22 protein-coding genes and 2 pseudogenes are annotated in these 26,373 nt (G+C 59.1%); 11 read left to right on the forward strand and 13 right to left on the reverse strand.

Going from position 1 to position 26,373, the window contains the following annotated elements; genetic code table 11:
* From HJB82_RS20470 to HJB82_RS20480, 3 genes and pseudogenes are all read left to right on the forward strand, one after another.
* A pseudogene (locus HJB82_RS20470) lies at positions 1–224 on the forward strand (MFS transporter); the annotation flags it as partial.
* A gap of 25 nt (positions 225–249) precedes the next feature.
* Positions 250–675: pseudogene (locus HJB82_RS32035) on the forward strand (Lrp/AsnC family transcriptional regulator); the annotation flags it as partial.
* A 417-nt stretch (positions 676–1,092) separates the two neighbouring features.
* Positions 1,093–1,761: a hypothetical protein gene (locus HJB82_RS20480; protein ID WP_221116258.1), complete on the forward strand. Its 669-nt coding sequence runs from the start codon at positions 1,093–1,095 to the stop codon at positions 1,759–1,761.
* A 273-nt stretch (positions 1,762–2,034) separates the two neighbouring features.
* On the opposite strand, the gene HJB82_RS20485 is transcribed toward HJB82_RS20480, so the two are convergent.
* Positions 2,035–3,816 (reverse strand): hypothetical protein, encoded by a 1,782-nt coding sequence (locus HJB82_RS20485; RefSeq protein WP_221141236.1) that lies wholly within the window; start codon positions 3,814–3,816, stop codon positions 2,035–2,037.
* Between the two features lie 255 nt (positions 3,817–4,071).
* Between HJB82_RS20485 and HJB82_RS20490 the strand changes: the two genes are divergently transcribed.
* Entirely contained in the window at positions 4,072–4,533 is a 462-nt protein-coding gene (locus HJB82_RS20490; RefSeq protein WP_207585932.1) for a hypothetical protein, read from the forward strand.
* Between the two features lie 36 nt (positions 4,534–4,569).
* Positions 4,570–5,073, forward strand: coding sequence for a CYTH domain-containing protein (locus HJB82_RS20495; RefSeq protein WP_221131123.1), 504 nt, complete (start codon positions 4,570–4,572; stop codon positions 5,071–5,073).
* Positions 5,074–5,169: 96 nt separating this feature from the next.
* Here the strand turns inward: HJB82_RS20495 and HJB82_RS20500 are convergent, their stop codons facing one another.
* Genes HJB82_RS20500 through HJB82_RS20510 form a run of 3 tightly spaced genes read right to left on the reverse strand, consistent with a single transcriptional unit; the run spans position 5,170 to position 7,901 of the window.
* On the reverse strand, positions 5,170–6,102 hold the full coding sequence (locus tag HJB82_RS20500) for a DUF2950 domain-containing protein (protein ID WP_221116257.1): 933 nt from the start codon (positions 6,100–6,102) through the stop codon (positions 5,170–5,172).
* 33 nt (positions 6,103–6,135) lie between these two features.
* On the reverse strand, positions 6,136–7,548 hold the full coding sequence (locus tag HJB82_RS20505) for a DUF3300 domain-containing protein (protein ID WP_207585767.1): 1,413 nt from the start codon (positions 7,546–7,548) through the stop codon (positions 6,136–6,138).
* A 41-nt stretch (positions 7,549–7,589) separates the two neighbouring features.
* A complete protein-coding gene (locus tag HJB82_RS20510; protein WP_207585768.1) occupies positions 7,590–7,901 on the reverse strand; it encodes a hypothetical protein in 312 nt (103 codons plus the stop codon).
* Positions 7,902–8,221: 320 nt separating this feature from the next.
* Here HJB82_RS20510 and HJB82_RS20515 point away from each other — a divergent pair, with 320 nt between their 5' ends.
* The 5 genes from HJB82_RS20515 (at position 8,222) to HJB82_RS20535 (ending at position 13,543) form a co-directional block, all read left to right on the forward strand.
* Positions 8,222–8,563: a DUF3302 domain-containing protein gene (locus tag HJB82_RS20515; protein WP_207585769.1), complete on the forward strand. Its 342-nt coding sequence runs from the start codon at positions 8,222–8,224 to the stop codon at positions 8,561–8,563.
* The gene (locus HJB82_RS20520; RefSeq protein WP_207585770.1) at positions 8,563–9,720 is read left to right on the forward strand and encodes an HlyD family secretion protein; all 1,158 of its coding nucleotides are present in this window, start codon (positions 8,563–8,565) and stop codon (positions 9,718–9,720) included. The genes HJB82_RS20515 and HJB82_RS20520 overlap by 1 nt, the downstream gene beginning before the upstream one ends.
* 120 nt (positions 9,721–9,840) lie before the next feature.
* Positions 9,841–11,541, forward strand: a complete 1,701-nt coding sequence (locus HJB82_RS20525) for a SulP family inorganic anion transporter (RefSeq protein ID WP_259673981.1) — start codon at positions 9,841–9,843, stop codon at positions 11,539–11,541.
* Positions 11,542–11,558: 17 nt separating this feature from the next.
* Positions 11,559–12,401 (forward strand): polyphosphate kinase 2, encoded by an 843-nt coding sequence (ppk2, locus tag HJB82_RS20530; protein WP_221141240.1) that lies wholly within the window; start codon positions 11,559–11,561, stop codon positions 12,399–12,401.
* A 32-nt stretch (positions 12,402–12,433) separates the two neighbouring features.
* Positions 12,434–13,543, forward strand: coding sequence for an AI-2E family transporter (locus HJB82_RS20535; protein ID WP_221116264.1), 1,110 nt, complete (start codon positions 12,434–12,436; stop codon positions 13,541–13,543).
* Between the two features lie 93 nt (positions 13,544–13,636).
* On the opposite strand, the gene HJB82_RS20540 is transcribed toward HJB82_RS20535, so the two are convergent.
* The 9 genes from HJB82_RS20540 to HJB82_RS20580 form a co-directional block, all read right to left on the reverse strand.
* Positions 13,637–13,873 (reverse strand): hypothetical protein, encoded by a 237-nt coding sequence (locus HJB82_RS20540; protein ID WP_221116256.1) that lies wholly within the window; start codon positions 13,871–13,873, stop codon positions 13,637–13,639.
* A 218-nt stretch (positions 13,874–14,091) separates the two neighbouring features.
* Entirely contained in the window at positions 14,092–14,427 is a 336-nt protein-coding gene (locus HJB82_RS20545; RefSeq protein ID WP_207585774.1) for a potassium channel family protein, read from the reverse strand.
* A 257-nt stretch (positions 14,428–14,684) separates the two neighbouring features.
* On the reverse strand, positions 14,685–15,779 hold the full coding sequence (cax, locus tag HJB82_RS20550) for a calcium/proton exchanger (protein ID WP_207585775.1): 1,095 nt from the start codon (positions 15,777–15,779) through the stop codon (positions 14,685–14,687).
* Positions 15,780–15,801: 22 nt separating this feature from the next.
* Positions 15,802–16,728: an amino acid ABC transporter substrate-binding protein gene (locus tag HJB82_RS20555; RefSeq protein WP_221116255.1), complete on the reverse strand. Its 927-nt coding sequence runs from the start codon at positions 16,726–16,728 to the stop codon at positions 15,802–15,804.
* 16 nt (positions 16,729–16,744) lie between these two features.
* Positions 16,745–18,103 (reverse strand): putrescine-ornithine antiporter, encoded by a 1,359-nt coding sequence (gene potE, locus HJB82_RS20560; protein ID WP_221141253.1) that lies wholly within the window; start codon positions 18,101–18,103, stop codon positions 16,745–16,747.
* Positions 18,100–20,487, reverse strand: a complete 2,388-nt coding sequence (gene speC, locus HJB82_RS20565) for an ornithine decarboxylase (protein WP_221141263.1) — start codon at positions 20,485–20,487, stop codon at positions 18,100–18,102. Before speC ends, potE begins: the two co-directional genes overlap by 4 nt.
* Positions 20,484–22,745 carry an arginine/lysine/ornithine decarboxylase gene (locus HJB82_RS20570; protein ID WP_221141265.1) on the reverse strand — a complete coding sequence of 754 codons (2,262 nt, stop codon included), beginning with the start codon at positions 22,743–22,745 and terminating at the stop codon, positions 20,484–20,486. Before HJB82_RS20570 ends, speC begins: the two co-directional genes overlap by 4 nt.
* Before the next feature lie 162 nt (positions 22,746–22,907).
* Positions 22,908–23,834, reverse strand: coding sequence for a cation diffusion facilitator family transporter (locus HJB82_RS20575; protein WP_221141327.1), 927 nt, complete (start codon positions 23,832–23,834; stop codon positions 22,908–22,910).
* A gap of 487 nt (positions 23,835–24,321) precedes the next feature.
* The gene (locus HJB82_RS20580; protein ID WP_221141267.1) at positions 24,322–24,681 is read right to left on the reverse strand and encodes a hypothetical protein; all 360 of its coding nucleotides are present in this window, start codon (positions 24,679–24,681) and stop codon (positions 24,322–24,324) included.
* 280 nt (positions 24,682–24,961) lie between these two features.
* Between HJB82_RS20580 and HJB82_RS20585 the strand changes: the two genes are divergently transcribed.
* Positions 24,962–26,317 carry an amino acid permease gene (locus HJB82_RS20585; protein ID WP_221141269.1) on the forward strand — a complete coding sequence of 452 codons (1,356 nt, stop codon included), beginning with the start codon at positions 24,962–24,964 and terminating at the stop codon, positions 26,315–26,317.
* Positions 26,318–26,373: the final 56 nt, after the last annotated feature.

Here is a 26,373-nt window from a genome sequence, read left to right on the forward strand (position 1 = left end):
CCTATGTCTCACATCGCGCCACGCCCCGCGTCGCGGTGACTGTCTTAGGCATCTGCACCGTGTTCCAAGGCATCGGCGGCACTACAGGGAACTTCTTTGGCGGCGTGATCAAGACATCGACGGAGAGTTTCAGCGGCATCTATCTCGCGGTTGCAGTCACGGCCGCCGCCGCCGCGGCGATGACGATCTCGCTGCCGAAGGACCAGAATGTGCAGGCCGTGTAAGCTCGAAGGAAGCTAGCGGCAACAGGACCAGGTTGACGCACGTATTCTGGCCGCGCTCGATTCGGATGCCCGCTTATCGATGAGCGAGCTTGCCCGCCTCATCGGCATGGCCGCGCCATGCGTTTCGGAGCGTGTTCGCAGGCTGGAGGCAACCGGAGTTATCCGGGATTTCACGGTCGATGTGGACACGCGCGCGATCGGCTATCAGATCCGGGCGATGGTGAGGATCAGGCCTCTCCCCGGCAAGCTTCATCTTGCCGAAAGACTCATTCAGGAGCGGCCGGAATTTATCGAATGCGACAAGATCACCGGTGACGATCCTTTCCTCGCCCGCTTGGTCGTCCATTCGATCGAGCAGATGGAAGATGTTCTTGAAGCTCTCTCTGAATACGCCGTCACCAGCACGGCTGTCATCAAGGGCACCTCCGTCAAACGCCGCCTGCCGCTCCTGCAGCCAAGGCCTGGTTCATGTCCAAATCCACCTCTCGCAAGAGTCGCGGCCATCACCGGGATCTCGCTCGGACGAAGAATGTGGTTCGAGTTGCAGCCGAGACAGACGAGGGCGATCCCTCCGAGCGCGTCCGACTAGTCGATTTGCCATAACCGCTAAATCGTTCGAGGCCCGATTATCGGGAGGTCCTTGAAAGCGAAGCCGCTCGATCTCATTTGAGATGCTGATTGATCGTTGGACCAACAGCTCATTGCCAAGGCTTCAACGGAACTGAGGTCGTCACGCTCGATGGAGAGCATTCCGGCGAAACCGAGTTCCCTATCATTTCAGTTCAAGGCAAACTGGAACGGAAAGTGCGGATTCCGTCAGCGTCTGCTGCTTGACGCAATTCACATCTCCTATTCAACGAGGTGACTATTGACGCAGTTCTTCGAAACCACTCAAGGGATCATGGCAATGGGAGCGTTCATAGGCGCTGGCAGTTTAGCTGCTGGTTCCTTGCTTCCGAACGTCATTCGACTTGTGAAGACGGGAATCAACCGGCGCCCAAAGGCCGAAACGAGAAACCTCGCGATGATGACGGTGCTGGCGCTAGATGACTTTGTCGGAGCCAGCTATGCTGCCGTTCACGACATGCCCGAATTCAATCCTATTGATGAAGGCGAATTCGTGTTCCACGTTCCAGATCCGACCCTTGTGCTACCAGCGAACGCCAATTGGAACATTTTCGATGCCGAGCTTTCGGACGAAATTCTGTGGCTGTCGAACCGCGTGAAAAACCTCTCATACGCCTTGGATAGTCTCGACCTTTCCAAGCCGAGATACGGTGGCTTCTTCGAGCGACGCCAAGAAGGTTATGCTAATCTCGCGGCTGAAGCGATGGACATCATTGAGCGTATGCTAAAAGAGTTCGACCTGACTCTGCCTGCCAAGCCCGACTATTATCGCCAGCGCGAAGGGCTCGTTTCAGCTATTCAAAAGGCTGGACAAAGCGGTTCGCGACGCCGAAAGCCAGGCACTCCAGCGTCCTCGAACGGGTCAAATGTGCTTGAACTGTTTCCCAGGGCGAACGAGGACGCCGAGTAAACCAAGCGACCGCGTTAGTTGGTAAGAGCCGAGCTGTTTTTTGCGGGCTGCGGTCGAACGCCGTGTACGTCTCATTCATGCTTGCCCTGGAAAGTCAGTTGGGATGTCTTCGCTTTGCTCAGACAGCACCCTGACCAGTGTGCGCTCGTCGAATCTTTATCGTGGAGAAGGAGTTTCGACCGGTGACGCACAACGATTGACCTCAGCCGAGGAGGCAGGCGCTCATCGGGCAACTTGGGCCATCCGCTCAGGCACGGCGGCTGATTGAATCCGTCATTCCTTCGGCGTCTTGTCGTTTGGCATGGACAGGCCGGCGGCCTCTATTCCTGCGAGAAACCGCTCTTGATCTTCGGTCCGCGCCAGCCGTGTGACGACTTCGGGCCTGACGTTCGAGATCAATGCAGGTGATTTGCTCTTGATCCATTCCAGTTGCTCTTGGGCCTCCTGTTTCTTTCCAAGCGCCCCGAGAATCGAAAGCAATACGAGACGATGCATCGGATTGTAGTTGAGGTCCGACATGTGCGACCATAGTTCGGCAGCTTGCAAATCGCCCCGCATGAAAGCGCACAGCGCCATTCCAACCTCGTAATATCCGCGCGGACCGGCATTTTTCCCGACAGCCTCGGAAATCAATCCGCAGCCTCTATCCCACTCCCCCGACATTGAAAGGCGCAAGCCATATTCACCGACCACTTCGGTATCGTTCGGGTTGCTGGCATAGGCAGCGGCGCCGGCATCTAAAGCCCCAGCCTGATCATTGCCGAAAAAGTCGGCAAGCATCAGCGCTTGATGCGCACGCGCATTCTTCGGATCGAGCCGCACCGCCAGTTGGGCAAGCGCCTTCGCGACGCCAAGCGTCGCAGCGGTCGGTTTCGTGTGAAGCTGGTATGAAAAGCGGAACTCGTCGAGATTTATCAGCGAAAGCAGCGCCGCAACATTGGAATCGGCAGGCGCTTTTTCCACCGCCGCTTGCAGGCAATGTTTTGCCACCTCAAGGGCCTGCACCGTCATTTCGCTACGGTAGCTGTAATAGGACAGAATGCATGAAAAAGAATCTGCGCTTCCGGCGATGGTTGCGGTATCGCTCTGGAACATCACCCCGAATGGGCGCGCGACCGCCGTGGCTATGTCCCCAGCGAGGCTTGCTTGGGCTTCTGGAATGCCTTGCACTTTCGTGTCCACATCATAGTTACTTGCCCAGATGACCGCCGCGTCCGCCCGCCGCACGAGCCTTACGATTGACCGCAGCCGGTTGCCTTCGAGCTCCACACTTCCCTGGAGGGCGTAGAGCGGCTGTGACGAAGGGACGCCGTTATTTCGCGGCATGGCGGTGACCACAATGATTTCATTGAAGCGGACCATCTTCTCGATGATGTCGTCGGTCATGCCCCGAGCGATATCGGTCGCGGGCGCCCCCCCGGACGACGCGTCAAGACGCTCGACGATAATGCTGGGGCGGGTATCGGCTCCCTGTGCGGCCCCATGATCCGAGCGCGGCGACCCCACTTGCTGAAATATGCCCACTGCCGCGGCGAAGACAATCACCGCGCCTGCTACGAGAAGCCAATGCCGCCTCGATACGTGTCGGCGCACCTCGCCGATCTCGTCTGCCGCCGCTTTGGCCTGCTCGCCGTCGTCGCCTGAGAACGCCGAGCGAAGAGGCTGCTCGACCGGCAACATCTCGATCAGTTCAGCATCGGGGTTGACTTCGAAGACTGGCGCGTATCCGCCCTTGGGAATTGTGATGATAACCCGATCAGCGCCGCCATCGGTCAGGTAATAGTGTTCCAGCTCGCGTCTCAGCCGCCCTGCTTCGATCCGGACACATGGATCCTGTTGGGCATCGAATTTCGCATCCCTGCCAAAAACGGCTTGTGCAACGGTAAACGCTTTCAGGTATTCGCGGCGGCCTGCAAGCGTTTCGATCACCACGAATTCGAGGAATCTTCTCGCCCGTTCCGGGAGGCGAAACTCCCGGCTGGCAAGAATACGCTCGAGTTGCTGATGCACCTCGTCTTGCGAAGCGATGCTCCTGTTAATGCCTGCACTCGTCATCAGGCCCCCCGGATTCCGATTTCCAACAACCTGCAGTATGCTGCCCAACACTAATCTCAGCCTGGCGTAACGGCAATCCCGACCCAACCGAGCAGCCCAATAATGGCCAAAGGGATTCGCGCAATAGTCAGATGAGGTATGACGTCACAGAAATCCCAGCGTAAGATACCGTATTCTACCACAGCCGACATGTATTTTACTGCCTTAATGCCCCAGCTCCCCCTATCATCACCGGATATTCTGGAGGAAGCTGCCATGACTGAGCCCTCGACCCCGCATCCCATGACAAGCGCGGAGGAATTGCGCAAACGTGCTCTGGAGCTTCAGCTTCTCGAGATGGACCGTAGCGACAAGATCAAGGCGCGTGAAGCAAAAAAACATGCGGATTTCGTCGAGGATTTTTTTCGAAAAAGTATCGGCGAAGCAGAACGCACCGTTATCAAGCGGCTGGTGATGAAAGCCGCCGCAGACGGCAAATACGAGGCGCTGATCTACAGTTTCCCGTCGACATTCTGCTCGGACAGCGGCCGCGCCATCAATAACAACCTACCCGGATGGCAGAAGACCCTGCAGGGGAAGGCAAAGGAACTCCTCGAACTCTTCGAGCAGGTTGCGAGGCCGCAGGGCTACGGGCTGAAGGCCATGATCATCAGCTTCCCGGACGGCATGCCTGGAGATGTCGGCTTCTTCCTCACTTGGGAGCCGCCTGTCGACTGACCGCAGGAGCCGCTGGTCGGGGCGGAGGAACATCACTTGAAAGCGACCGAGATCGAACGCAAGTTCCTGATCCGCGATAATAGTTGGCGCGACAGCGCCGGCAATTCGCATGTCCTGCAGCAGGCTTACCTGTCCCGCGACGAGAGTTCGATACGCGTCCGCCTGATCGACGGGCATTGTGCGTGCCTGACGATCAAGTTCCGCATAGCTGAGCTCTCAAAGGAGGAATACGAGTACGAGATCCCCGTTGAAGAGGCACGCGACCTGCTCCTCCATGCCACCGGCCACGTCATTGAAAAGACGCGTTACCAAGTCCTCCACCACGGAAGAAGCTGGACCATAGACGTCTTCGCTGGGCTGTATGAGGGATTGACGCTCGCCGAGATAGAAATGGCAAGCGAAGATGATCGGCCAGACCTGCCGAGCTGGCTTGGGCAAGAAGTCACAGGCATTAAGCGCTACTCCAACCGCGCCATGGCCGCTGCCCTGGACCTTCCCTCCCGGGCGCAAGGCGTCACCGCTAGAACAGGATTATTGTAGGCCGGGTCGGCCAAGTCTGAATCCTGTTTCCAATGAGAGGGCAAGGATGAAGTCGCGCGAAAATACTCACAGTTTTCGGGCGACACGCTCTTGGATCTACTCGCTGACAACCGTCCAGTTGGCGTCCGGATTGAATTCCTTGATCGCCGCGGCGCGCTGTTCCGTTTGCGGACCGAGGTCGCGCTGATAGATGACACTCGCCCCGTTGATGATAAATGTCTCCACGCCGGTCACCCGATATGCGACGGGCCAGGCGAGCAACGCAAAGCCGGCGGTCATATAGCCGTTGACGACGTAACTTTGTTTACCGCCCAGCACATTGTCACCCTGGGCGGTCAGGATGCGATAGCGGTATCCGAAATAACCTTCGCCGCGTTTGGCGGCGCCGAAGGCAGCCGTCTCGACCAAGGCGCTTGCCGGGCTTTCTTCGCCAAAGACGCTCGGGTCCCAATACAGGCCGTCCAGCTTGCCCGGACTGCTGATCAATTTTTTCGCGAACTCGTAAATGCCATCGCCATCTCGGTCCTCGGACGCATATTGATACTGAGCCGCGACATATTCGTGCATGGTGTCGATCGTCGCGAGTTCGTTTTCGCCGATCCGGCGATTGATGATCTCCTGAAGGCCGCCCTGGGTGTCAAAGGACCATTTCCCGTCCTTTTCCGTCAGCGGGAAGGGCAAAGGCCAAAGCCGGTCGCCGATCGCGACGAACTTCCGTCCACCGAGATCCTCCAGGATGATCTGCCGTGCAGCGCCTTCGCGGATCAGCCCATAGGTGATCATCGCCTCGTTGCTGGACCGCAGCTTGTCCGCCTTCAGGCCGAGAAGACCTGCGAACCCGTCGACATCGTTGTTAGCCAGCGCTGCCTTCAGCCGATCGAGAACCTCGGCCGGCGTGCCAAACGACGGCGTCGGACCTTCCGCCGCAAACTCGGTGAGATCAGTCTGCATCCGCGACACTGACGGGGTCGCGGAAACGCAGAGCGCGGTAGAAAGCATAAGCAGGATCAAGGGTGATTGAGTTCTCATCATATAACTCCGGCAATTTTGGAAGGAAGACATTTATCGCCGGCCGCCGCCGCCACGGCCACCGCCGCCACCACCACCACGGCCACCGCCACCACGGCCACCACCGTGGGATACTGGAGGGCGGGAGCGCTGTGGCGCGGCGCGCGGCGCAGAGCGCTGTTGGCCGCCCATGCTCTGCGCACCCCGCTTCGAAGAAACCGCTTCCCGGCGGCCGGATTGGACATTGCCAAGCGCACTCGGCTGCCGGTTGCGATTGTCGGACCTGGCGGCCATTTGCGGTTTTTTGGCTTTCTGCGCAGGCCTTGCGGCCGGCTTGTTCGGGCGATTGGCCGACTTCGCGGGGCGCGCGTCGGGGCGTGACGCCCCCGGACGATTGGCCGCGTTCGGCGCTCCGGGTCGCGGCTTTTCCTTCAGCCCCTGCACCGTTCCCTTCCGGATATCGTCGGCGCGGGCGCCGACATCACGCGTGCCCGTCCTCTGGCTTGCATTTATTTCGGACGCTCTGTTGCGCAACTGATTGCGATTGTCGGCCTGCAATCCGGATTTGATCGACGAACGGTCCAGCTTGGCAAGTTGGTCCTTGCCGATGCTCATTTTGCTGCGGTCGACATTCGACCAATCGACATCGTTAAACTTCATCTTCCCGTTGAAATTTCGACCGTTCAGGCAATTGTTGCAGTCGATGTCGACGTCACCACCGCCCCAGCGACCTCCCCACACACCCCAGTCGTCCCAGTTCACGATGGCGGCAAAGGCGACCCCGGTTACCGCGCCGGCAAAGAAAGCGGCTCCGGGATAGTAATAATTGTCGTACGGCTCCGGATAGTAGGAGATCGGTTCAGAAGCATAGCCCGGCTCGTAAAGCATCTCCGGCGGATATTGCGGGATATAGATTTTTTCCGGATCGGTCGGACGGATGATGACATTGTCGTTTTCCGTAACGACCGTCACCTTGTCATCCGTCTTGATGATGTTTTTTGCCACCGCTTCGTCGCGAAGTTGCTGAATGGCAATCAGCACATCCTTCTGCTGATTGGTGAGCGCATCGGCAAGCGATTGGGTCCAATCGAGATCCTCGCTCATCATCTTGACGATATCGGGGTAGTTGAGCAACGAGACGACGCTGCCGTCCCAGTCGCTTTTGGGCTTGAGGTCGGCATTCTTCTTTTTCGTATCCAGAAAACGCTGGGCTTCGATGATCTGCAAGGGAAACAGCGAGGCGGCCGAAATCGCCGCGACCAGTTCGTCCGGATAGAGCGCGATCCGCGCCACGAGCACTTCAAGTTCATCGTCTGAAAGGAGTGTCGCCGTGGACTGTTCTGCATCCGCCTGGTTGGGCGCCGCAGCTGGTGCAGGAGCCTGCGCTCTGACAGGAAGTGCCGGCTGCAACGCGATGATCGCCAAGGTCGACAACCCAACCAGCAGCTTGCGGGAAACTCTATTCATCGCACAAGGACCTCCCTTTAATCGTTGAATGGCAGAAGCGTTCACCGCAGTTTCGGACTAACTGGCGTCCGCCTGAGCATCACAATTTTCGATTGTGCTATCGCTTCCCTCATCTCTTTCAGCAATGCGTCGACCAAGCCTGCATATTCCAGCCGCCGCGCCTCCCTTACGGCGTCAGACAGCTGTTCGACATGCGCCAATGCCTGCGCCGCCGCAGCGAGATCCTCGCACATGCTGTGAAAGGCCTCGTTTACGTAGAAAAGTCGCTGCACGAGCCTTGCCTGGTCGGGAAAATGAGCTTCTGCCGCTTCGAGGGCGGACAAATATGTCGAACCACTTTCTCCCGACACCATCTCCGCCCCCGCCACCGAACTGCGCCAGCAGGTATGGAACTATATATCAGGCGAACCGCCTCAAGACGTAAAATACGCGATCTTACGCTAGCCGGCGCTCGAATCGATTTGCGCATTCGACAAACAAGCCGTGGAACGGGATGCACCCGCCGATCCGGCGTTTTTCCTTTCAATTCAGGCAATCCACTCAGGCGGATCGCCTGCGGATGTGTCGATAGAGATTACGCGATGCTACGGGTCTTTGCGCCGAAACGGGCCTACTATCCAATCTTCGCTTGCGATCAAAATGGCTCGGGCAGACCAAGCCGGAAGGGGGATTCGTGTTTCTCGACTATTTTGCCTTGGGCGTCTTGGTCTTCGTCGTGGTCACGCTCTTCTACGCCGTGATTGCAATTCACGACATTCCCCACCTGATGGCCAAGGCACGAAACCACCCCCATCAGGACGCCATACATGTTGCCGGATGGGTCAGCCTCTTCACGCTCCACGTGATCTGGCCGTTTCTGTTCATTTGGGCAACGCTTTACCGCGAAGACAGGGGCTGGGGCATCCGGCAGGACGGGAAGTTATCGGCGGAAGCTGAGGCGAATGCGGAAATTGCTCGTCTCCATGCAAGAATCGCCGAGCTCGAGACAAAGACGCCGGAGAAGGAGAACGCCTGATGGATCTGCTCCTCATACTCACCTACGCCGCGATCTGCTGGGCAGTCTTTAAAATATTCAGGATCCCTGTGAACCAGTGGACGCTCGCAACCGCGGTCCTTGGAGGGATCTTCCTCATTTCTACCCTGCTGCTGCTGATGAGCTACAACCATCCCTATTCAGGCGACGGTCGCATCTACTTCACCTCGGCCCCGGTCATTCCCGTCGTCGGAGGCCAGGTCGTCGAGGTCCCGGTGACAGCGAATGCGCCGTTGAAAAAAGGCGACATTCTTTTTCGCATAGATCCGAGGCCCTACCAGTTCACCGTCGATCAGAAGAATGCCGCGCTCGCCGAAGCCAAGCAGTCCGTCCTGCAATTGAAAGCGGCCATGGATGCAGCCAATTCAGGGGTCACGGGCGCAGAGGCCTCGAGGGACAGGTCGCAGCAGGCCTTTGAGAAATTCCAGCAGTCGAACGAGAATGCGAAGTCGAGCGGCAAGGGCGCCGTCTTTTCCGAACTTGAGGTCGAGAACCGGCGCGGCATCTACCTGACTTCGCAGGCTGCGGTCGACACGGCCATCGCCCAAGCAGTGCAGGCGAGACTTGCCTATGAGTCAGAGATCAACGGAACCAACCCGACAGTTGCAAGGCTGCAAGCGGAATTGAACAACGCCGAATACGAACTCGACCAGACGGTCGTGCGGGCTCCGACCGATGGCTACGTCACGCAGGTTTTCCTCCGCCCCGGAATGATGGCCAACCCTCTGCCCTTGCGGCCGGTCATGGTCTTCATCGACAGCCAGGACCGCATGCTGGCGGCAGCTTTCATCCAGAACTCGCTGCAGCGAGTGCGCGTCGGCGATGAAGCGGAGGTCTCCTTCAGAGCCGTGCCCGGCAAGATATTCAAGGCCCGGGTGCAGGGGGTCATCGATGTGATGGCACAGGGCCAACTCCAGCCGAGCGGTGCGCTGATCGATCCGCAATCGCCCGAGCGCATATCGCCCGGGCAAACGCTGGCTCAGATCGAGTTGCTCGAAAACACAGACGATTATCAACTACCGGGCGGCGTCGTCGCCGATGTCGCGGTCTACACCCACCATTGGCACCACGTCGCAGTCCTTCGCAAGGTCCTGTTGCGGATGAGCAGCTGGATGAACTTCGTGTTCCTCGAACACTAACGGCATGTCCCGCAGAAACCCTGCGTCGGTTTGCGCCGCAATACCAAGATCCGACGCGCGCCGAGCGGGCAAGGGCCAACGGCAAGGGATAAGGAGCCAGTGGTGATAGGAAGTCTTCCCATGTTGCGGGGCCTTGCCGGCTTCAACAGAGCCTGGCTCCGCAGTGACATTCCGGCCGGCCTGTCGATCGCAGCCGTTGGTTTGCCGAGCGCCATCGCCTACCCCGCCATCGCCGGTTTGCCCCCTGAGACGGGCATCTATGCCAGCATCGTCGCGCCGATCGCCTATGCGATCTTTGGACCTTCCCGGCTCTTGGTCGTCGGGCCCGACGCCGCGACCATGACCGTGCTGGCGGCCGCCATGGGTGCGATCATCGCAACTGGACCGGCGGCGACCGATACCGACAGGATCGCCATCGCGTCGGCCCTTGCCCTCGGTGTCGGTGTCTGCTGCATTGCTGCAAGGTTGTTGAGGCTCGGTGTTCTCGCGAGCTTTCTGTCGCGTCCCATTCTGGTGGGGTTCTTCGCCGGCGTGTCGCTGTCGATCCTTGTCGGACAAATCGGCCGCTTCACAGGGCTCAAGATTGAATCGGATGGGTTGATCCCGCCACTCGTCGAGCTCCTCGCCAAGAGCAGTCTGATCCATTGGCCTTCGCTCCTTCTCGGCCTCATCATGTTCGCGTTGTTATGGGTCGTCCGGGCCTTCCATTTCAGAGTTCCGGGCCCTGTTCTGGTGGTCGTCCTCTCGGTTGTTCTCTCTGCGATCTTCGACTTCCAAGGCCGGGGTATCGCGGTTGTCGGTGACATCCCGAGCGGGCTGCCGAGCCTGTCCCTGCCCGCATTGCATCGGATGCCTCTCGATAAGATCGTGCTCGGTTCAGCCGCCATCTTTCTCGTCAGCTTCGGCGCCGGCATCGTCGCGGCAAGAAGCTTCGCTTCGCGAACCGGAGAGGAGGTCGACGCCAATCAGGAATTGATCGGACTTGGTGCTGCCAATATTGCACCCGCCCTCTTCGGCTCGTTTCCGGTCAGCGTTTCGGATTCGCGAACCGCGATAAACCTGTCGACGGGCGGCGTCTCGCAGGCCGCGGGACTGGTATCGGCAGCGACCCTGATTGCCGCTCTTGTTTTCCTTCACAGTGCCTTGCGGATACTTCCGATTCCAGCACTCGCGGCAATCCTTGCAACGGCAGCGATCAGCCTCATCGATGTTCACGAACTGAAGAAAATCTGGCGCGTCAGCCGGATGGAATTTATCTTTGCGCTGATTGCCATGTGGGGTGCAATCAGCTTCGGGGTCCTCAACGGCGTGGTCGTCGCTGTTGCTGCGACTTTCGCCTATCTGCTGCGTCAGACGATGTTCCCGCGCGACGGTCTTCTCGGCCGCATCGAGGGACGGCATGGCTTCTTTGATCTTCGCCGGTTTCCGGAAGCCCGCTCGGTCGAGGGCGCGGCCGTCTTTGCCATTCAGGGCAGCATTCTGTTTTACAACGCCGACTACCTGCGCATGCGGCTGACATCGGTGGCAAAGGAGCTCGCTGTCGGGACCAGATGCCTCGTGCTGGATGCGAGCGCGATCACGCATATCGACAGCACCGGCGCAACGGCACTGGAGGCCGTGGCCGAGCTCCTTGCGCAGCGGAACATCATCTTCGCGATTGCTGACCTCAGCGAAGAGAGCCGCGGCATTCTCGAACGCGCCGGCGTCATCAAAGCGATCGGAGCCGAAAATCTTTTCAACGGCAGGGAGGAAGCCCTGCGAACGCTGATCGGCGATTTCGATCAGACCGGGACGGCTGCTTCGGCAGCCAAAGCACCTTGAGCACAGGAGGCAAAGCCATGGACGAGAATTACGAACCGAGCGAGATCGCTGTAAGAACAGACAGTGGCGTCAAGGACAAAAAGAAAAAGAAGTCGTGGGATTATGAAAAAGAAATCGGCCGCATGCAGGTGGAGCTTGCGCATCTGCAAGCCTGGGTGAAGAAATCCGGTGCGAGGATTGTCATCATCTTCGAAGGACGCGACGCCGCCGGCAAGGGCGGCATGATCAAGCGGATAACGGAAAAGGTCAGTCCGCGCGTTTTCCGCGTCGTGGCGCTGCCCGCTCCGACCGATCGCGAGAAATCACAGATCTATATGCAGCGATACATCGCCCATCTGCCGGCAGCCGGCGAGATCGTGATTTTCGACCGCAGCTGGTATAACCGTGCCGGCGTCGACCGCGTCATGGGTTTCTGCAGCGAAAAGAAGGCAGAGCGCTTTCTTGAATTAGCGCCTCGCTTCGAGGCTTCGATCGTCGAAAGCGGCGTTGTTCTGCTGAAATATTTCCTCACGGTCGGCGAGGAGGAACAGGAGCGTCGTTTCAAGCGTCGGATCGACGACCCGCTGCGGCAATGGAAGCTGAGCCCGATGGATGTCGAATCCTATCAGCGCTGGTGGGATTATACGCGCGCCTATGACGCGATGCTGCGGATGACCGATACAAATCACGCACCGTGGTGGATTGTGCCGTCGGACGACAAGAAACGTGCGCGGATCAACTGCATCTCGCACATCCTGCAATCCATCCCTTATGAACGCGTCAAGTTTAATGCGCCGGATCTCAAAAAACGCCAGAAGCGGCCGGCCGACTTCGTGGACGATCACAGCATCCGACATGTCGTGCCCGACGTCACGCCATAAACAAAACGAGCCTGGAACTGGCGGGCGCGATGATGGACAGATCAGCCGAGACGACGACGCAACGCAGCGAGGCCGGACAGGTTTCGATAGAGGCGAAAGTTAGCGATCTGGTTCGATTGGGCATCATCGGGCTTTTTACCTACTGGACCATGGTTCTCATCGCGCCCTTCGCACTCATCGTCATCTGGTCGGCCATTCTTGCGGTCGCACTGTTCCCGATGTTCGAAGCGCTCACGCGGCTGATCGGAAACAGACCGAGAATTGCGGCGACGGTCATTGTCGTCGGCTGTCTTGTCCTGATCATCGCACCGCTGGGCCTCGTTGCCGTCAATTTTGCCGATGCCGCGCAGGCGTTGATCGGCAAGTTGTGGACAGGAAACGTCACGCTCCCCTCCGCCCCGGCGGCGGTGCGGGAATGGCCGATCGTCGGCGAGCGAATCCATGACACATGGAACCAGATTGCCGGTGACCTGGCCTCCACCATCGTCAAGTTTCAGGCGCCCATTCGTGAGGTCATGGGCGTTGTTGTTGCAAAGCTCGCCTCGGTTGGCGGCGGCCTGTTGAGCTTTGTCGTATCGATCATGCTTTCCGGCCTGCTTCTGACAAGGGCGGCGCGCTTGGCGACAGCAATTCAGGCGCTGGCGAGCCGGGTCGGCGGGGACAGAGGTGTCGGCTTTGCCCGGCTGGCCGGAACGACCGTGCGAAACGTATCGCGCGGTGTCATCGGCGTTGCCTTTCTGCAGACCTTGCTTTGCGGTTTGTGTTTCGCCGTCTTTGGCATGCCGGCGCGCGGGGCGCTGACTTTTCTGGTCTTCATGCTCTGCGTGATGCAGCTCGGGCCTGGCCTGGTGCTCCTGCCCGCCATCATCTGGGCCTGGTTCTCCTGGTCTCCCGTCACCGCCTTCGTCTTTACCTGCATTGCGGTCCCCATCACGCTCATCGACAACATCTTGAAGCCGATCCTGATGTCTAGGGGCCTCTCGACTCCCATGCCGATCATACTAATCGGCGTGATAGGAGGCACCCTATCATACGGTCTGCTGGGGCTATTTTTGGGACCGATCGTCCTGAGTGTCTTCTATGAACTTCTGAGAGCCTGGGCATGGCCATCAGATGCACCAGACGGATCGAACGCGGCTTGAAATCAGTCGGCCCAAACAGATTCTGACGTCGTGCGACGGCTTAGATGAAATATCTCCGTCTGTTCGATGAACGCTCTCGGGTGTTCTCCGTGTTCAGTCTTTGGTGCGATAGACGACGACCTCTTGCTCTATTTCGCGGCAGACTTGTTCGTACTCGTTGATCAGCGTCTGTTGCCTTGGATGCTGCCTTCGGAAGCGGTCCAGAGCATTGGCGGCAAGATCATAAGCCTCAAAAATCTCGCCCAGCGCCTCACTGGCCTGATCGGCCAAATCAGGACGGAACTCGGGGAGCCTCAGCATCAATTTCCTCCGTCCACACTCTTTGCCCATCGATTAGCTCCGCACTCACGTCCGCAAGGTACCCGAACTGCATGAACATCAGATCGTTCCCGCGCAGATCCATGCAATTTCAAAATGGAAGGTTCGGCCGGGCCGCTTTGGGATCGACGCGTCGGCCGTCGAAGGGATGTACGGTGAACGCCGAGATGCAAGCACGAAAAAACCGTCCCTTTATTTGGCCCAACAGATAGCAGCCGCAGCCGCATCGGTCAGGGCTCATCTGGTTGGTATCTCCCATTCCGGCTGTCTTGATCGGTTGCGCTCAAGGCCTTCACGGTGACAGCCGCAACGACGCCGGTCAGCACGATTCCGGCAAAACCGATCACCAGGGCAAACATCCGAGCCGACAGATGTTTGGGCGTAAAATCACCATATCCGATGGTAAGTCCGGTCACAAAGGTGAAGTAGAGGGCTTCGTCGATCCTCCAATTCTCGATGCGCCATATTGCCAGGCCAGAAACGATCATTACCGACACGATGCCGGACAGGATTGGCCAAATGATACGAAGCTGCTGGGCGAGCGCAATGAAGAACAGACGTCTCATTTGCCTGGCGCCGGGCTCATCGCCTTTTCCCACTGGCACGATTTCCACCTTTCTGCAGTTCAGCCGCGTGTGAGCGGTTTCCGGAGGACATGATGCTATAACTATTAACGTAGAACAGGATTCAGGCCGACCTGACCTACAACCATCCTGTTCTAGAGCGTCGTTTGCGCGTCGGGAAAGATCCAAGGCGCAGTCGAGCATCGCGGAACCCTTATCGCACCGCATCGGGCTCGGGCATCATTCCACTGCAGCCGACGTCACTGCATTTGCGGGGGCAGGACATACAGCGTTATGGCGAAGATCGAATAGACCATCAGCACCAACACGCCGACAAACCATGCCGACCGTCCGCTATTCGTCACGAACATCGCCGTGATGGTCGCAAGGAGGACCATCACCACGACTCCCGGCCAGAACTGCAGGTTCATCGGCGACGGACCGATCACGTAACTCAGCAAAACCAGGACGGGTGCAACGAACAACGCAATCTGGGAAGCGCTTCCGAGCGCGATGCCGACGCTGAGATCGAGCCGGTTCTTACGAGCGCCTGAGAACGCCGAAGCCATTTCGGCGGCCCCGCCAACCAGTGCGACGACGATGAAACCGACGAAGGCTGGCGTCATTCCGAACGCTTCAGCTGCCTTTTGCACCGATTCGACGAAGATCTCGCTCACCAGCGCGACGAGGACGGTGACGCCAGCAAGCGTGGCAAGGGCGAGGCCGATCGGCCACGGCATCTCGTCGCTCTCCGCATGCTCTGCTGCGGCGAAAATCTCGCGGTGTGTCCTGAGGCTGAACAACAGCCCCAGTCCGTACCCGACAATGAGAAGAACCGACAGGCCGAGACTGAGTTTTTGGGTGACGGCCGACGCCGAGGTGGAGTCCATTTCAGCAACCGCCGAGGGCATCAGAAGCCCAACGGTGGCGAGAAAGAGAAGGCCGGCTTGAAGACGCGCACTGGCTCGGTTGAACTCCTGGAAGTGGTATTTAAGCCCGCCCAGGAGAAAAGAGGCGCCCAGCATGAACAGCGTGTTGGTGACGATCGCGCCGGCAATCGACGATTTTACCAACGTATACTCGCCGGCGCGCAGGGCAGCCAGCGCAATGACCAGCTCGGTGAGATTTCCGAGCGTCGCGTTAAGCAGCCCGCCTGCGGCGTCACCCGTCTTGGCGGCTACGGATTCGGTTGCGTGACTGAGCAACCCGGCCAACGGTACGATGGCAAGCACCGACAGGACAAAGAGCGCCGTGTGGGCCTCAGGCATCACCGCCGCAGCAATAAACACCACCGGCACTGCGACCAGCAACCACAGCATGGGGCTGTCGCGGATCTCTTTCAAAAGGAGGCTCAACCGTTCGCTCCCTTGGGTGGTGTTATTCCGGCAAAGCCGTCTGTTGGAAGAAGGTGACTGTCGCCTCATCCGGCGGACCGAACCATGTTGCAAACAATGTGCGGAAATCCTTCGCCGCATAGGCTTGGCTCAATGCTCGATCGACCGTTAGCCGGAAGTCCTCGTCTGTTCGCGCCAGTTCAAGACCGAGCGGCTCATAGGTAAAATGTCGTTTTAAAACAATCAGATCGCCAGAATTATCACTGCGCGCCGCGGCGTCCATCAGAAGCGGCATGTCTCCGAAAAAGACAGCTGATTGGCTGTCCAGGACGCGCTCGATCCCTTTCTGGAAGTTGTCGACGGATGTCGCCGTCGCGGCGAGCTGGAAGGTCTTGATCCTGTCCGACAGCCAACGCTCACTTGTCGTGCCCGTTACAGACGAGAACGTCTTATGCTCGAGTATCGTGCGCGCGGGCGAGCCTCGCCATACAGGCCGGTTCGTCGGTTCGCCATACTCCAACACCTCCCGCAAAGCCAGCGGCGCGCTGGCGCTGACCACGGCCCCGGTTCCGCTCGGAAAGATCGGGATGGAGAACGAGACCTTTTGCCTGCGGCTGAGCGTGACCGGCTCTGCCCCACAGACGAGATCCACGACGCCATCCGGGACAGCATTTGCCCGCGCGTCGGCGGTCAGAGGTACCCACTCCACATCGAGCCGCGACAGGTTCAGTTCGGCTTTCAGGCTGTCAGCAACCTTGTTGCAAAGGGCGACCGCATACCCATCGGGCGCTCCATTGTCCGTCTTGAACGAAAACGGCCTTGCATCGGGCTCGTAGCCCAGTTTCAACGAACTGCTGGCGCGGACACGGTCCAGCGTCTGAGCGTCAGCGGGCGCTAAACCCACAGACGACAGCGCCACGATGAAGATGGAGGCGCCCGTTGCGATCCATCGACCTTTGCTGATAGGCATGGTTTCTCCTCCCCCGCTACTCGGCAGGCACACGGTTCGCGCCGACGGCGAAGCGCGGTGCGATCAGGCCGTAGATAATGAAGCTGATCCCTGTCACCAGCATTCCCCCCATCACCGCATCCGTGCCGGAAGCATAGATTGCGAAGACGCTGTAAAGCATGCCGATCATGCAGATGACGGCGTTCAGCCGGTATTTCGCAGGCGGCACACGCGCCGCCTTCATGATGACGAACAGCGCCGACAGTGAGATGATATAGGGCAGCACATTGGTCACGACGGCGAGGTTGACCAGAGCGGAGAACTGCTCGCTGAGCGTCGGCGAAATGGTCATCAGAGCAAGGCATGTCTGCACTATGCCGAGGATGATCATCCCCTTCACCGGCGCGCCCATCTCGTTGACGTGGGAGAATATGGCGGGGAACATTCTCCCCTCGGCGGCGGTGCGCGCGGTCTGCGCGATCGTGAATTGCCAGCCCAAGAGCGAACCAAGACAGGCAAGGACTGCAAGGCCCATAATGATCGAACCGATCATCGGGTTGAACATTTTGGCATAGGCCAGCGCGAACGGCCCGGTCGAGGCTGCAAGTTCTGAGTTCGGCACGATGCCCTGGATGACTGTGGTCGACAGGATATAGATGACGGCGGCACCAAGCGTGCCGAACATGCAGGCAAGTGGCACGTCACGCTTCGGGTTTTCGACGGCGTCCGAATTCTGCGCTGCCGATTCCATGCCGAGGAAAGCCCAGAGCGTCAGCGAAATGCTCGATCCCATTCCCTGGCCGAGCGTCAGTCCCTTCGGGTTCCAGGCCTCGGCGAAGGTGCTCGAACTGAACCAGAACCATCCGATGATCGAAAGCAGCCCGACCGGAATGATGACGCCCCAAACCGTGATAGAGCCGATACGCCCGGTGATGCGAGGTCCGCCGAAATTTGCCGCTGTCGTCAGCCAGAGCAGAACGATCAACGCCAGACAGGTCATGATCGGCGCCGAGGTCAATATGGGAAAGAAGCCCGCGAGGTAGCCGACTGCAGAGATGCCGATCGCGACATTGCCGATGGCAAGCGACAGAAAATACAGGAAGAATACCAGGAAATAGCCGTCCTTCCCGTAGGCGTCCTCCGCATAAGCCGACATGCCCCCCGGCCGCTGATTGAAGATCCCGGCCTGGGCGAACCCGTAGGCGATAGCCATCGAGCCGATAGCGGTCACGAGCCAGGAAAGCAGTGAGATTGCGCCGACCTGCGCCATATTGGCAGGCAGCATGATGATGCCGGATCCCATCATGTTGACGGCGACGATGAACGTAAGCTGCATCAAGTTCATCTTTTTCTTGGAGGCGGCCTCGGTCGCAAGATGCATTGTGTTCTCGGTCATGATGAAATCCTCTCGCCCCCCTGCTCGCGCACGACGTAGGTGTAGAACTTGATCCGCCCATCGATCCGTTCCTGGAACACGCCCTGGACTTCGTAGTTGAAGCCTGGGAAGCGGTTGAAGGACTCCTCGAAAGCCATGAAATAGTCTCGCATTGGCCGCGCCCTGTCGTCCCAGCGCTCGCCGGGCACGATCACGCCGATACCTGGCGGATAGATCAGCGCCAGGGTTGCCGAGATGCGATTGGCAGCCTCCGTCAGCGGCACATAGTCGACATTGTTGGCCACCAGCGCTTCATAAGCCTGCTTCGGAGCAATTGCCGGTTCGGGGAAGCTCTCCGAGCGGAAGCACAGGCGTTGCAGGTCCTTGACGCCGGCGTCACGATAGAAGCTGTGCATTTCGCGGCAAATCTGCCGAACCGTGTAGCCGGCATAGCGCTGGCGATTGGCCGCAAACACCGTGGGCAGCACTTCCTGCAGCGGCGCGTCACGATCCCACAGGTTCTTGAACTTGACCAACTTGGCAACAAGCGTGTTCAGCTTGCTCTCGTCCTCGGCCGGCGTCAGCAGGAAGAGAAGACTGTTCAGGTCGCATTTTTCAGGCACGACCCGCTGCTCGCGCAGAAAGTTGGCGACAACGGTCGCCGGAATGCCGAATTCGCGATACTCGCCGGTCTGCCGATCGATGCCGGGCGTCAGCAGCGTAAGCTTGTTGGGATCAACCATCGTATAGCCGGGCGCATATCCGGCATAACCGTGCCACTTTGCCTGCGGATCGAACCGCCAGCATTGCTGCTCGCGCTTGAGCACGTCCGTTCCGACATCTTCCCAGCGCACGTCTTCGAGATCGCTTGTATGTTTTGAACCCGAAACACTGACCTTGTCCGGCACGAAGGGATCGAAGAACCACTGTTCCTCAGTGCCGGCGGCGTTGGACTCGTAGTACTGAACGAAGCCGCGCAGCTTCTTGCGCACCTCTATCCCCAGCTCGATGCAGCGGTCCCACAGCATCTCGCCGGCTTTGCCTTCATGAACCTTGGCGTTGACGTCTAGCGAGGCGAAGAGCGGATAGAACGGAGAGGTCGAAACGTGCATCAGCAGCGATTCGTTGAAACGCTTGTGCTCGACGAACCGCCGCTGGCCGCTGATATGTTCGTCCCGCTTGTGGATTTGCGAGGCCTGAGAGAAGCCCGCCCCCTGCTTGTGCACGGATTGGGTGGAAAACAGGCCCGGCATGTCCGCGCGAAGATCCTCGAGCCGCATCGGGCTGTGTCCCTCGAAGAGCGGATGAAAGGCATTGTAGCCGATCCAGGCTTCGTCCCAGAGCACGTAGTCGCAGAGGTGGCCGATCTTCTTCATCACCTCCCGCACGTTGTAGATCGTGCCGTCATAGGTCGCGAGCTGGATGCAGGCTAGCCGGAAGGGCCTTTCTGCTTTCGCTCGGCTTTTGTCGCTGACGAGAGGATGCTCCTCGATCTTTCGCCGGAGCCATTTCTCGTCCCAGGCGGCCCAGTCGACCGCCCCGATCATGCCGAAAGCATTGCGGGCCGTCGGCAGATAGATCGGGATCGCACCCGCCTGCACAAGAGCGCCCTGGTGGAGGGACTTGTGATTGTTGCGGTCGAAGAGCACGAGATCGCCGCTGCGCAGCACCGCATTGGCGACGACCTTGTTGGAGGTGCTGGTTCCGTTCAAGATGAAGTAGGTGCGGTCGGCGCCGAAGATGCGCGCCGCCTGCTTCTGGGCTTCCGCGGCGGGCCCCTCGTGGATCAAAAGGTCGCCCAGATCGACGTCCGCATTGCAGAGATCGTTGCGGAAAATGCTTTCGCCCAGATATTTGAAGAAGAGTTGCCCGGCAGGTGACTTTCGATAGAACTGGCCGCCTTGATGACCTGGGCAGTCGAAAGCGATATTGGCCTCGCCGTCATAGGCCATCATGCCGCCAAAAAACGGCGGCAGCAGCGTCTTGCCGTAGTTGACCGCGCTGGAAATGATCTGTTTGGCATAGAATGTCGGCGTCTGCTGGCCGAGATAGACGAAGCCCTCCACCTCGCCGGCCATTTCGACCACATCCATGTCGGCAACGGTCAGCGTATCCGCCATGGCCCAGATCGGCGTAGCGAAGCCGATATCCCTGACGGAGCGGAGGAAGCTGCGCGCGGCCGGCAGCCAGCCGCCCTCGACCGAACCGATATAGGCGCCGACGGCTGCATCTTCAGACACGTCGGCGGAGTAGCTGTCACGCAGTTCCACTTCGAAACCCTCGGCGGCAATCTGCGCCAGCAGCTCCACCGCCTGCGGATTATCGCGATCGACGACGGCCACGATCTTCAGCATTTTGTGAAACGGTATTGCGACCGTCGGAGACTTCACATCGCGCGGGATCATCCTTGCGCCCTCTCTGCAATGCAATCGACAAGGTAGCGGCGTCCGCCATCGCCCGGAGCGAAGCGAAGACCGTGGATATCCGTCTCGAAACCTGGGAACTTGCTGTCGAAATCCCGGGCATACAGCAGATAATCCTGAATGGACTTCGTGGACGGGGTGATCCGCTCGCCCGGCATGATCAGCGGGATTCCCGGCGGATAGGGAACGATCATCACGGCGAGAATGCGGTCCATGAGATCGTCGATCTCGATGCTCTCGATCGTCCCCTTGACCAGCCGGTCATAGGCATCGGCAGGACGCAACGCCATTTCCGGCAGGACCGTGTACATGTCGCGCTGCGCCTTCGGCACATCGTCCTTGCGATAGATCGCGTGGATCTTTTCGCAGAGATCTCTCAACCCCATGCCCGCATAGGCCTCCGGATGGGCTGCGGCGAGTGCCGGCAGAGCGCGCGTCAGCGGCGCGTTGGCGTCGTAGAGGTCCTTGAAATTGATGAGCTCAGTGACAAGCGTGCTCCATTTGCCGCGCGTAATCCCCATCGAGAAGAGAATGAGGAAGGAATAGAGTCCGGTCTTCTCGATCTCGATGCGACGCGAGGAGAGGAATTTGGTGATGACGGCGGCGGGAATGCCGTGCTCTTGCATCAAGCCGTTTGCCGACAAGCCCGGCGAAAGGATGGTGACTTTAATCGGGTCGACCATCACATGATTTTCGGCAAGGTCCGCAAACCCATGCCACGCCTCACCCGGCTTGAGAACCCAGTCGGCATGGATGTCGCTCGGCGTCGCGTCGGCAACCGTCGGCTGCCATACATCGAACCACCAGCTTGCTTCCGTCTGTTTTCGGGCAGCGTTCATCGCCCGACGGAAGCTGATCGCTTCGTCGATCATCTCCTGAACGAGCGCACGCCCTGCCGGCTGCTCCATCATCGCAGCCGCCACATCGCAGGAGGCAATGATGCCGTATTGCGGCGAGGTCGAGGTGTGCATCATGAAGGCTTCGTTGAAGCGCGTGACGTCGAGACGCTTGGTCTCGGCATGCTGGATATGGATCATCGATGCCTGCGAGAAAGCAGCCAGGAGCTTGTGCGTCGAGTGCGTGGCAAAGGTGATCGCGGTTTTGGATCGCGCCGGCTTCGTCGACGAGATGGCGTGAAACCCATCGTAGAATTCATGGAAATTGGCATAGGCATACCAGGCCTCGTCAAAGTGCAGCACCTCGACGGCGTCGCCGAGCGATTCCTTGATGGCATCGACGTTGTAGCAAAGCCCGTCATAGGTCGAGTTGGTGATCACCATCAGCCTAACCTTGCCGCTGGTCTGCCCGGCAAAGGGGCTCGCGGCAATCTTGCGGGCGATCGATTCCGGCTCGAACTGGTCCTTCGAGATCGGGCCGATGATACCGAGCCCATTGCGCGACGGCGTCAGATAGATGGGCGTCGCGCCCGTCATGATCAGAGAGTGCAAAATGGACTTGTGACAGTTGCGATCGCACAGCACGAGATCGCCGCGTCCCACCATCCCGTGCCATACGATCTTGTTGGCTGTCGACGTACCGCCGACGACAAACAGGGTCTCGTCGGTGCCAAAGATGCGTGCAGCATTGCGCTCACCCTCGGCGATCGGTCCGACGTGATCCAGAAGCGAACCGACGCTGCCGACCGATACGGAGATGTCGGATCTGAGCGTGTTTTCGCCGAAAAAGGTATAGAAGAGCTGGCCGACCGGGCTCTTGCGGAAAGCGACACCGCCCCCGTGGCCGGGCGTGTGCCAGGAATAGGCGCCTTCCAGCGTATAATTCATCAACGCCTTGAACATCGGCGGCGGCAGGCGATCGAGATAGTTGCGCGCGGCCTGAGCTATGGCCCGCGCCATGAATTCCGCCGAATCTTCGAACAGACGAAAGAACGCATTGGTGTGGCGCAGCACCGCAGCCGGGACGTCTTCCGCAGTCGTGCTGTCACCGAAGAGGAAGATCGGCAGGCGGTCGTTCCTCCGCCGCTTTGCAGCCAGGACCTCTTCCAGCACCTGCCAGCGCGTGGCCTTGTCCTCCGCGCCGTCGACCGATACGAGCCAGCAGGATTCGGTGTTGAAGATATGCACGAGACGCCGCGCATCCTCATAGGAAAGACCGGAGACGATCCGGAAGCCTTGTTTTTCGATGGCTGCCGCCAGATCGCGCATGCCTCGCCCGGCAGCGCTCTTGCCGTCGAAATCCTCGTCGATAACGGCTATCGGAAATGCCATCTGGAATTCCATGCATTCCTCCAGAAACCGGGGGTCAAAGGCCGTGGCCGCCATGCAGCCGCGTGCATCTCAGGTTGGAAGATCGTACATGACGGGTGATGCAGCGTCGTTGATTGCAATCAACGTGAAGCGAAGCATTCGATATCAGCAGGGAACGCACATGCCTTATAACGGCTACTCGGCCCATTCCGCATCGGCGGTGAAGGCGATCGTCAGCCATCGGTTGGCGCTCTCGTCCCCGATCGCCTCCCCTATCTCGTCTCTGAGAGCGTCCCATTCCTCCACGGTCTTCGGAGGAAGCCCTTCGGGTACGATGAAATAGAGCTCGATCTGCGTTGCCCGACCGACCCGGGCCACATAGGCGCGGTGAGAAAGGAAGCCGAGGCGGCCAACCATTTCGGCGGCGACCCGGTCGACATGCTGCTGGAGTTCGACCGGGGCAATCAGCAGAATTTCGCTCAGCGCCTTCCAGACGGTGCCGATCGGAAGCGGGATCATGACCAGGCAGACCAACGTCAGGACAAGCGGATCCATATAGCTGGCAAGCCAAGCGGCTTGCGTCTCCTGCACGGCAATGCCGACGAGGAACGCGAGAAGCAAGGCAAACGCAATGCCGCCCGACATGATCCAGGCCTTGATGTCGAGCGAGACGAAATCGGAGTTGATCCGGCGGTTCAGCCGGATGCCGAGGACGGCCATGATCACGCAGACAAGCAGGGTCGCCGCGGAATAGGCGACCGCCATGCCGAAGCGCAGTTCATGGCCGCCGCTCAAGATGCTGATGATGGCGCTGATCAGCGCATAGACCCCGACCGTCATCAGCAGGCAGCCATTGAGCATGAGGACTATCGGCTCCAGATGCCAGAAGCCCATGGTAAAACGGTTTCGAATCCTGCCGGACCGGGCGTCGCTCTTAGTCGATCTTATGATCAGGCTCGAAACCCAGAGCGCAAGCCCGGTCATGGCTGCATCGGCGAGTGAATAGACGCCATCGAAAGCGATCGAGAACGAGCCCGAAAGGATGCCGAAAACGACACCGAGTACGGCAACCACGATGGTCGCAGCGATCGAGATCCGCAAAAATCCCTGTTCGTTCGACATCGCCACCTCCCGCGCGGTCACCGGTCCGCCCATTCTAACGTCTCCGCGCTAATCTTGAAGGCATTCAGCATGGAAGATTCGGAACGATCGGCGACTTTGCATCGACCGAATTGCAGCGCCTAAAGCGCGTCGCATCAAACTTGATTCATGCGACGCGCTTTAGTCCTCTGTTTTTATGCATGTCGTTATCCCGGAACCGCTGCACCCTTCCGGGCGACATGCTTTAGTTTGGATGGAAATCTCGCTTGTGATGGCTATTTGCGAAAGCCAGGGCAGCGGTTAGACAGCCTCATCGCCCAATGGCAGAAGCCTGGCAGTCTCGGCCTACTCCGCTACCGTGGTGGGAGCACGGTGGGCCAGGCTTGCGTCTTCCGCTCGGTCGAGGTGAGCCGCTATACAAACTCGCGATCATCGTCTGGGAGATCATGGGAGGCGGTGCGACCCGCCTTGACCTGACATTCGTGGGGCACGTCAGCGCCGATAATCGTCATTTAGTATAAAAAGTCATGTTGCCGTTGCGTGCCCGTGACACCCACTCGATATCGTTCGGCCCGAGCTTTTTGGTCTTGAGCTGCGCCACGAGCCATTTGTTCGACCGAATTGCGGCTCTGATAGCTGAAACGTGTTCTTCACTCCCTGGTTGTGGGTGTGAACCGGTCTCCGAAAAACCTGCGACCCTGTAGCTCACGATCGTGAATCTTTTGCCGTGATAAGCCCGCACCGCGTCAGGCAAACTCTCACTCCAGTTCATTCTTCGAAATTCGCGTCGATCCTGCTGGGCTTGTACCGGAAGGGTACCGGCGAAAGCAGTCAACGCGGCAACTCCAATGATCACGGCCATCTTCATCTCTTTAACTCCTGAGAACAAAATGATCCTCGGCGCGAAAGATAGCCCATGCGCAGGAGCCGGGCATTGAGTTCGATCAATGGTGTCCAGGCGAGAGCATGATGAATGGAAAGAGGCCATTCCCGCATGGCCACGCACACTGTTCTAGCGGCAAAGTGGACGGTTGCAGACTACGCATTGAACCGGATTGCGGCGCCTATTGTTTGGGTGGAAGATCATGCCGAGGAACCGCTGTCCGAAAGCGCATCGGCACGGAAAGGAAGATTCTCGGGAGGTCTTCATGACAACGTCGCCAAACGGCAAGAGCCTGGGGCTTGCCGCCTGCACCGCCATCGTGGTCGGAAATATGGTCGGGTCCGGGTTTTATCTTTCCCCGGCTGCCGTCGCGCCCTATGGCAATCTGGCGATCATCGTGTGGATCCTTATGGGTGCCGGTGCGATCTGCCTCGGTCTCACCTTCGCGCGTCTTGCAAGCCTTGTGCCCGCCGTCGGAGGACCCTACGCCTATACGAGAATCGCCTACGGCGATTTCGCAGGCTTTTTGATCGCCTGGGGTTACTGGATCTCCATCTGGACATCGCTGCCCGTCATCGCCATTGCCTTTACCGGAGTGATGGTCGATCTCTTCCCTGCCCTTGGCAATCGCTTCGCCGCGACCGTGCTGACCCTCGGTGTGATCTGGGCGATCGTGCTCGTCAATCTTCGCGGCGTTCATGTAGCCGGCCTCTTCGCGCAGGTTACCACCTATGCCAAGCTGCTCCCGTTCGGTGCGGTCGCCATTATCGGTCTTCTCTATATCGATCCGTCGCATTTCTCCGAATTCAATCCGAGCGGCCAGCCGCTGCTGCAATCGGTCGCGACGCTGGCGCCACTGACGATGTTTGCCTATCTCGGGCTGGAATCGGCGACCGTTCCTGCCGGTGATGTCGAGAACGCCGAGCGCACCATTCCCCGGTCGACGGTGATCGGGATCTCGATCGCCGCCACTCTTTACGTGCTTGGCACCATCGTGGTGATGGGCCTCGTCCCGCGCGAGCAGCTTGTTCATTCGGTAGCACCCTTCTCCCAGGCCGCCGGGATCATGTGGGGGCGCACCGGCGAACTGGCGATCTCTATCGCGGTCCTGATCTCCTCGATCGGAGCGCTCAACGGCTGGACCCTGCTGATGGGCCAGGTTCCGATGGCGGCTGCCCGCGACGGGCTTTTTCCGCCGCTTTTCGCGCGGCTCTCGCCGCGCGGCGTGCCGGCATGGGGCATGGTCATTTCAGCCTCGTTTGCAACGCTTCTGGTGCTGGTTCAAGCGATCGGCTCAGAAGGCTTTGCCGCCGTCTATCGGCTGATGGTCGGGCTGAGCACGATGACCGCCGTCGTTCCCTACGCCTTCTGTTCGCTGGCCAGAACCCTTGTGGCAGGCGTGACGCACGGGCACATGCCAAAGGTCAGCACGATCGAGCTCATCGCCTTTCTCTTTGCGATCTTCACTCTCTATGGCTCCGGCGCCGAGCCGGTGCTTTATGGCCTGGTCCTGCTGATGCTCGGCATCCCCGTCTATGTCTGGCAAAGGCGAAATGCAGCTGGTGCGAGAGACAAAGAGACGGCTCCGAGTGCAGCAACGCACCCGGCGCTCTCGCGATAAGTTGTCATGAAAGATCAATGCATGTCGCCCGGAAGTGTGCAGCGGTTTCGGGATAA

Source organism: Rhizobium sp. NZLR10 (assembly GCF_019685125.1).
GTDB lineage: Bacteria > Pseudomonadota > Alphaproteobacteria > Rhizobiales > Rhizobiaceae > Rhizobium.

Excerpts from the sequence above, each read along its gene's own strand:
- HJB82_RS20485 (WP_221141236.1), bottom strand. The coding sequence starts at position 3,816 with ATGACGAGTGCAGGCATTAACAGGAGCATCGCTTCGCAAGACGAGGTG.
- HJB82_RS20490 (WP_207585932.1), top strand. The coding sequence starts at position 4,072 with ATGACTGAGCCCTCGACCCCGCATCCCATGACAAGCGCGGAGGAATTG.
- HJB82_RS20500 (WP_221116257.1), bottom strand. The coding sequence starts at position 6,102 with ATGAGAACTCAATCACCCTTGATCCTGCTTATGCTTTCTACCGCGCTC.
- HJB82_RS20505 (WP_207585767.1), bottom strand. The coding sequence starts at position 7,548 with ATGAATAGAGTTTCCCGCAAGCTGCTGGTTGGGTTGTCGACCTTGGCG.
- HJB82_RS20510 (WP_207585768.1), bottom strand. The coding sequence starts at position 7,901 with ATGGTGTCGGGAGAAAGTGGTTCGACATATTTGTCCGCCCTCGAAGCG.
- HJB82_RS20520 (WP_207585770.1), top strand. The coding sequence starts at position 8,563 with ATGGATCTGCTCCTCATACTCACCTACGCCGCGATCTGCTGGGCAGTC.
- HJB82_RS20525 (WP_259673981.1), top strand. The coding sequence starts at position 9,841 with ATGTTGCGGGGCCTTGCCGGCTTCAACAGAGCCTGGCTCCGCAGTGAC.
- ppk2 (WP_221141240.1), top strand. The coding sequence starts at position 11,559 with ATGGACGAGAATTACGAACCGAGCGAGATCGCTGTAAGAACAGACAGT.
- HJB82_RS20535 (WP_221116264.1), top strand. The coding sequence starts at position 12,434 with ATGGACAGATCAGCCGAGACGACGACGCAACGCAGCGAGGCCGGACAG.
- HJB82_RS20540 (WP_221116256.1), bottom strand. The coding sequence starts at position 13,873 with ATGGGCAAAGAGTGTGGACGGAGGAAATTGATGCTGAGGCTCCCCGAG.
- HJB82_RS20545 (WP_207585774.1), bottom strand. The coding sequence starts at position 14,427 with ATGAGACGTCTGTTCTTCATTGCGCTCGCCCAGCAGCTTCGTATCATT.
- HJB82_RS20555 (WP_221116255.1), bottom strand. The coding sequence starts at position 16,728 with ATGCCTATCAGCAAAGGTCGATGGATCGCAACGGGCGCCTCCATCTTC.
- potE (WP_221141253.1), bottom strand. The coding sequence starts at position 18,103 with ATGACCGAGAACACAATGCATCTTGCGACCGAGGCCGCCTCCAAGAAA.
- speC (WP_221141263.1), bottom strand. The coding sequence starts at position 20,487 with ATGATCCCGCGCGATGTGAAGTCTCCGACGGTCGCAATACCGTTTCAC.
- HJB82_RS20570 (WP_221141265.1), bottom strand. The coding sequence starts at position 22,745 with ATGGAATTCCAGATGGCATTTCCGATAGCCGTTATCGACGAGGATTTC.
- HJB82_RS20575 (WP_221141327.1), bottom strand. The coding sequence starts at position 23,834 with ATGTCGAACGAACAGGGATTTTTGCGGATCTCGATCGCTGCGACCATC.
- HJB82_RS20580 (WP_221141267.1), bottom strand. The coding sequence starts at position 24,681 with ATGAAGATGGCCGTGATCATTGGAGTTGCCGCGTTGACTGCTTTCGCC.
- HJB82_RS20585 (WP_221141269.1), top strand. The coding sequence starts at position 24,962 with ATGACAACGTCGCCAAACGGCAAGAGCCTGGGGCTTGCCGCCTGCACC.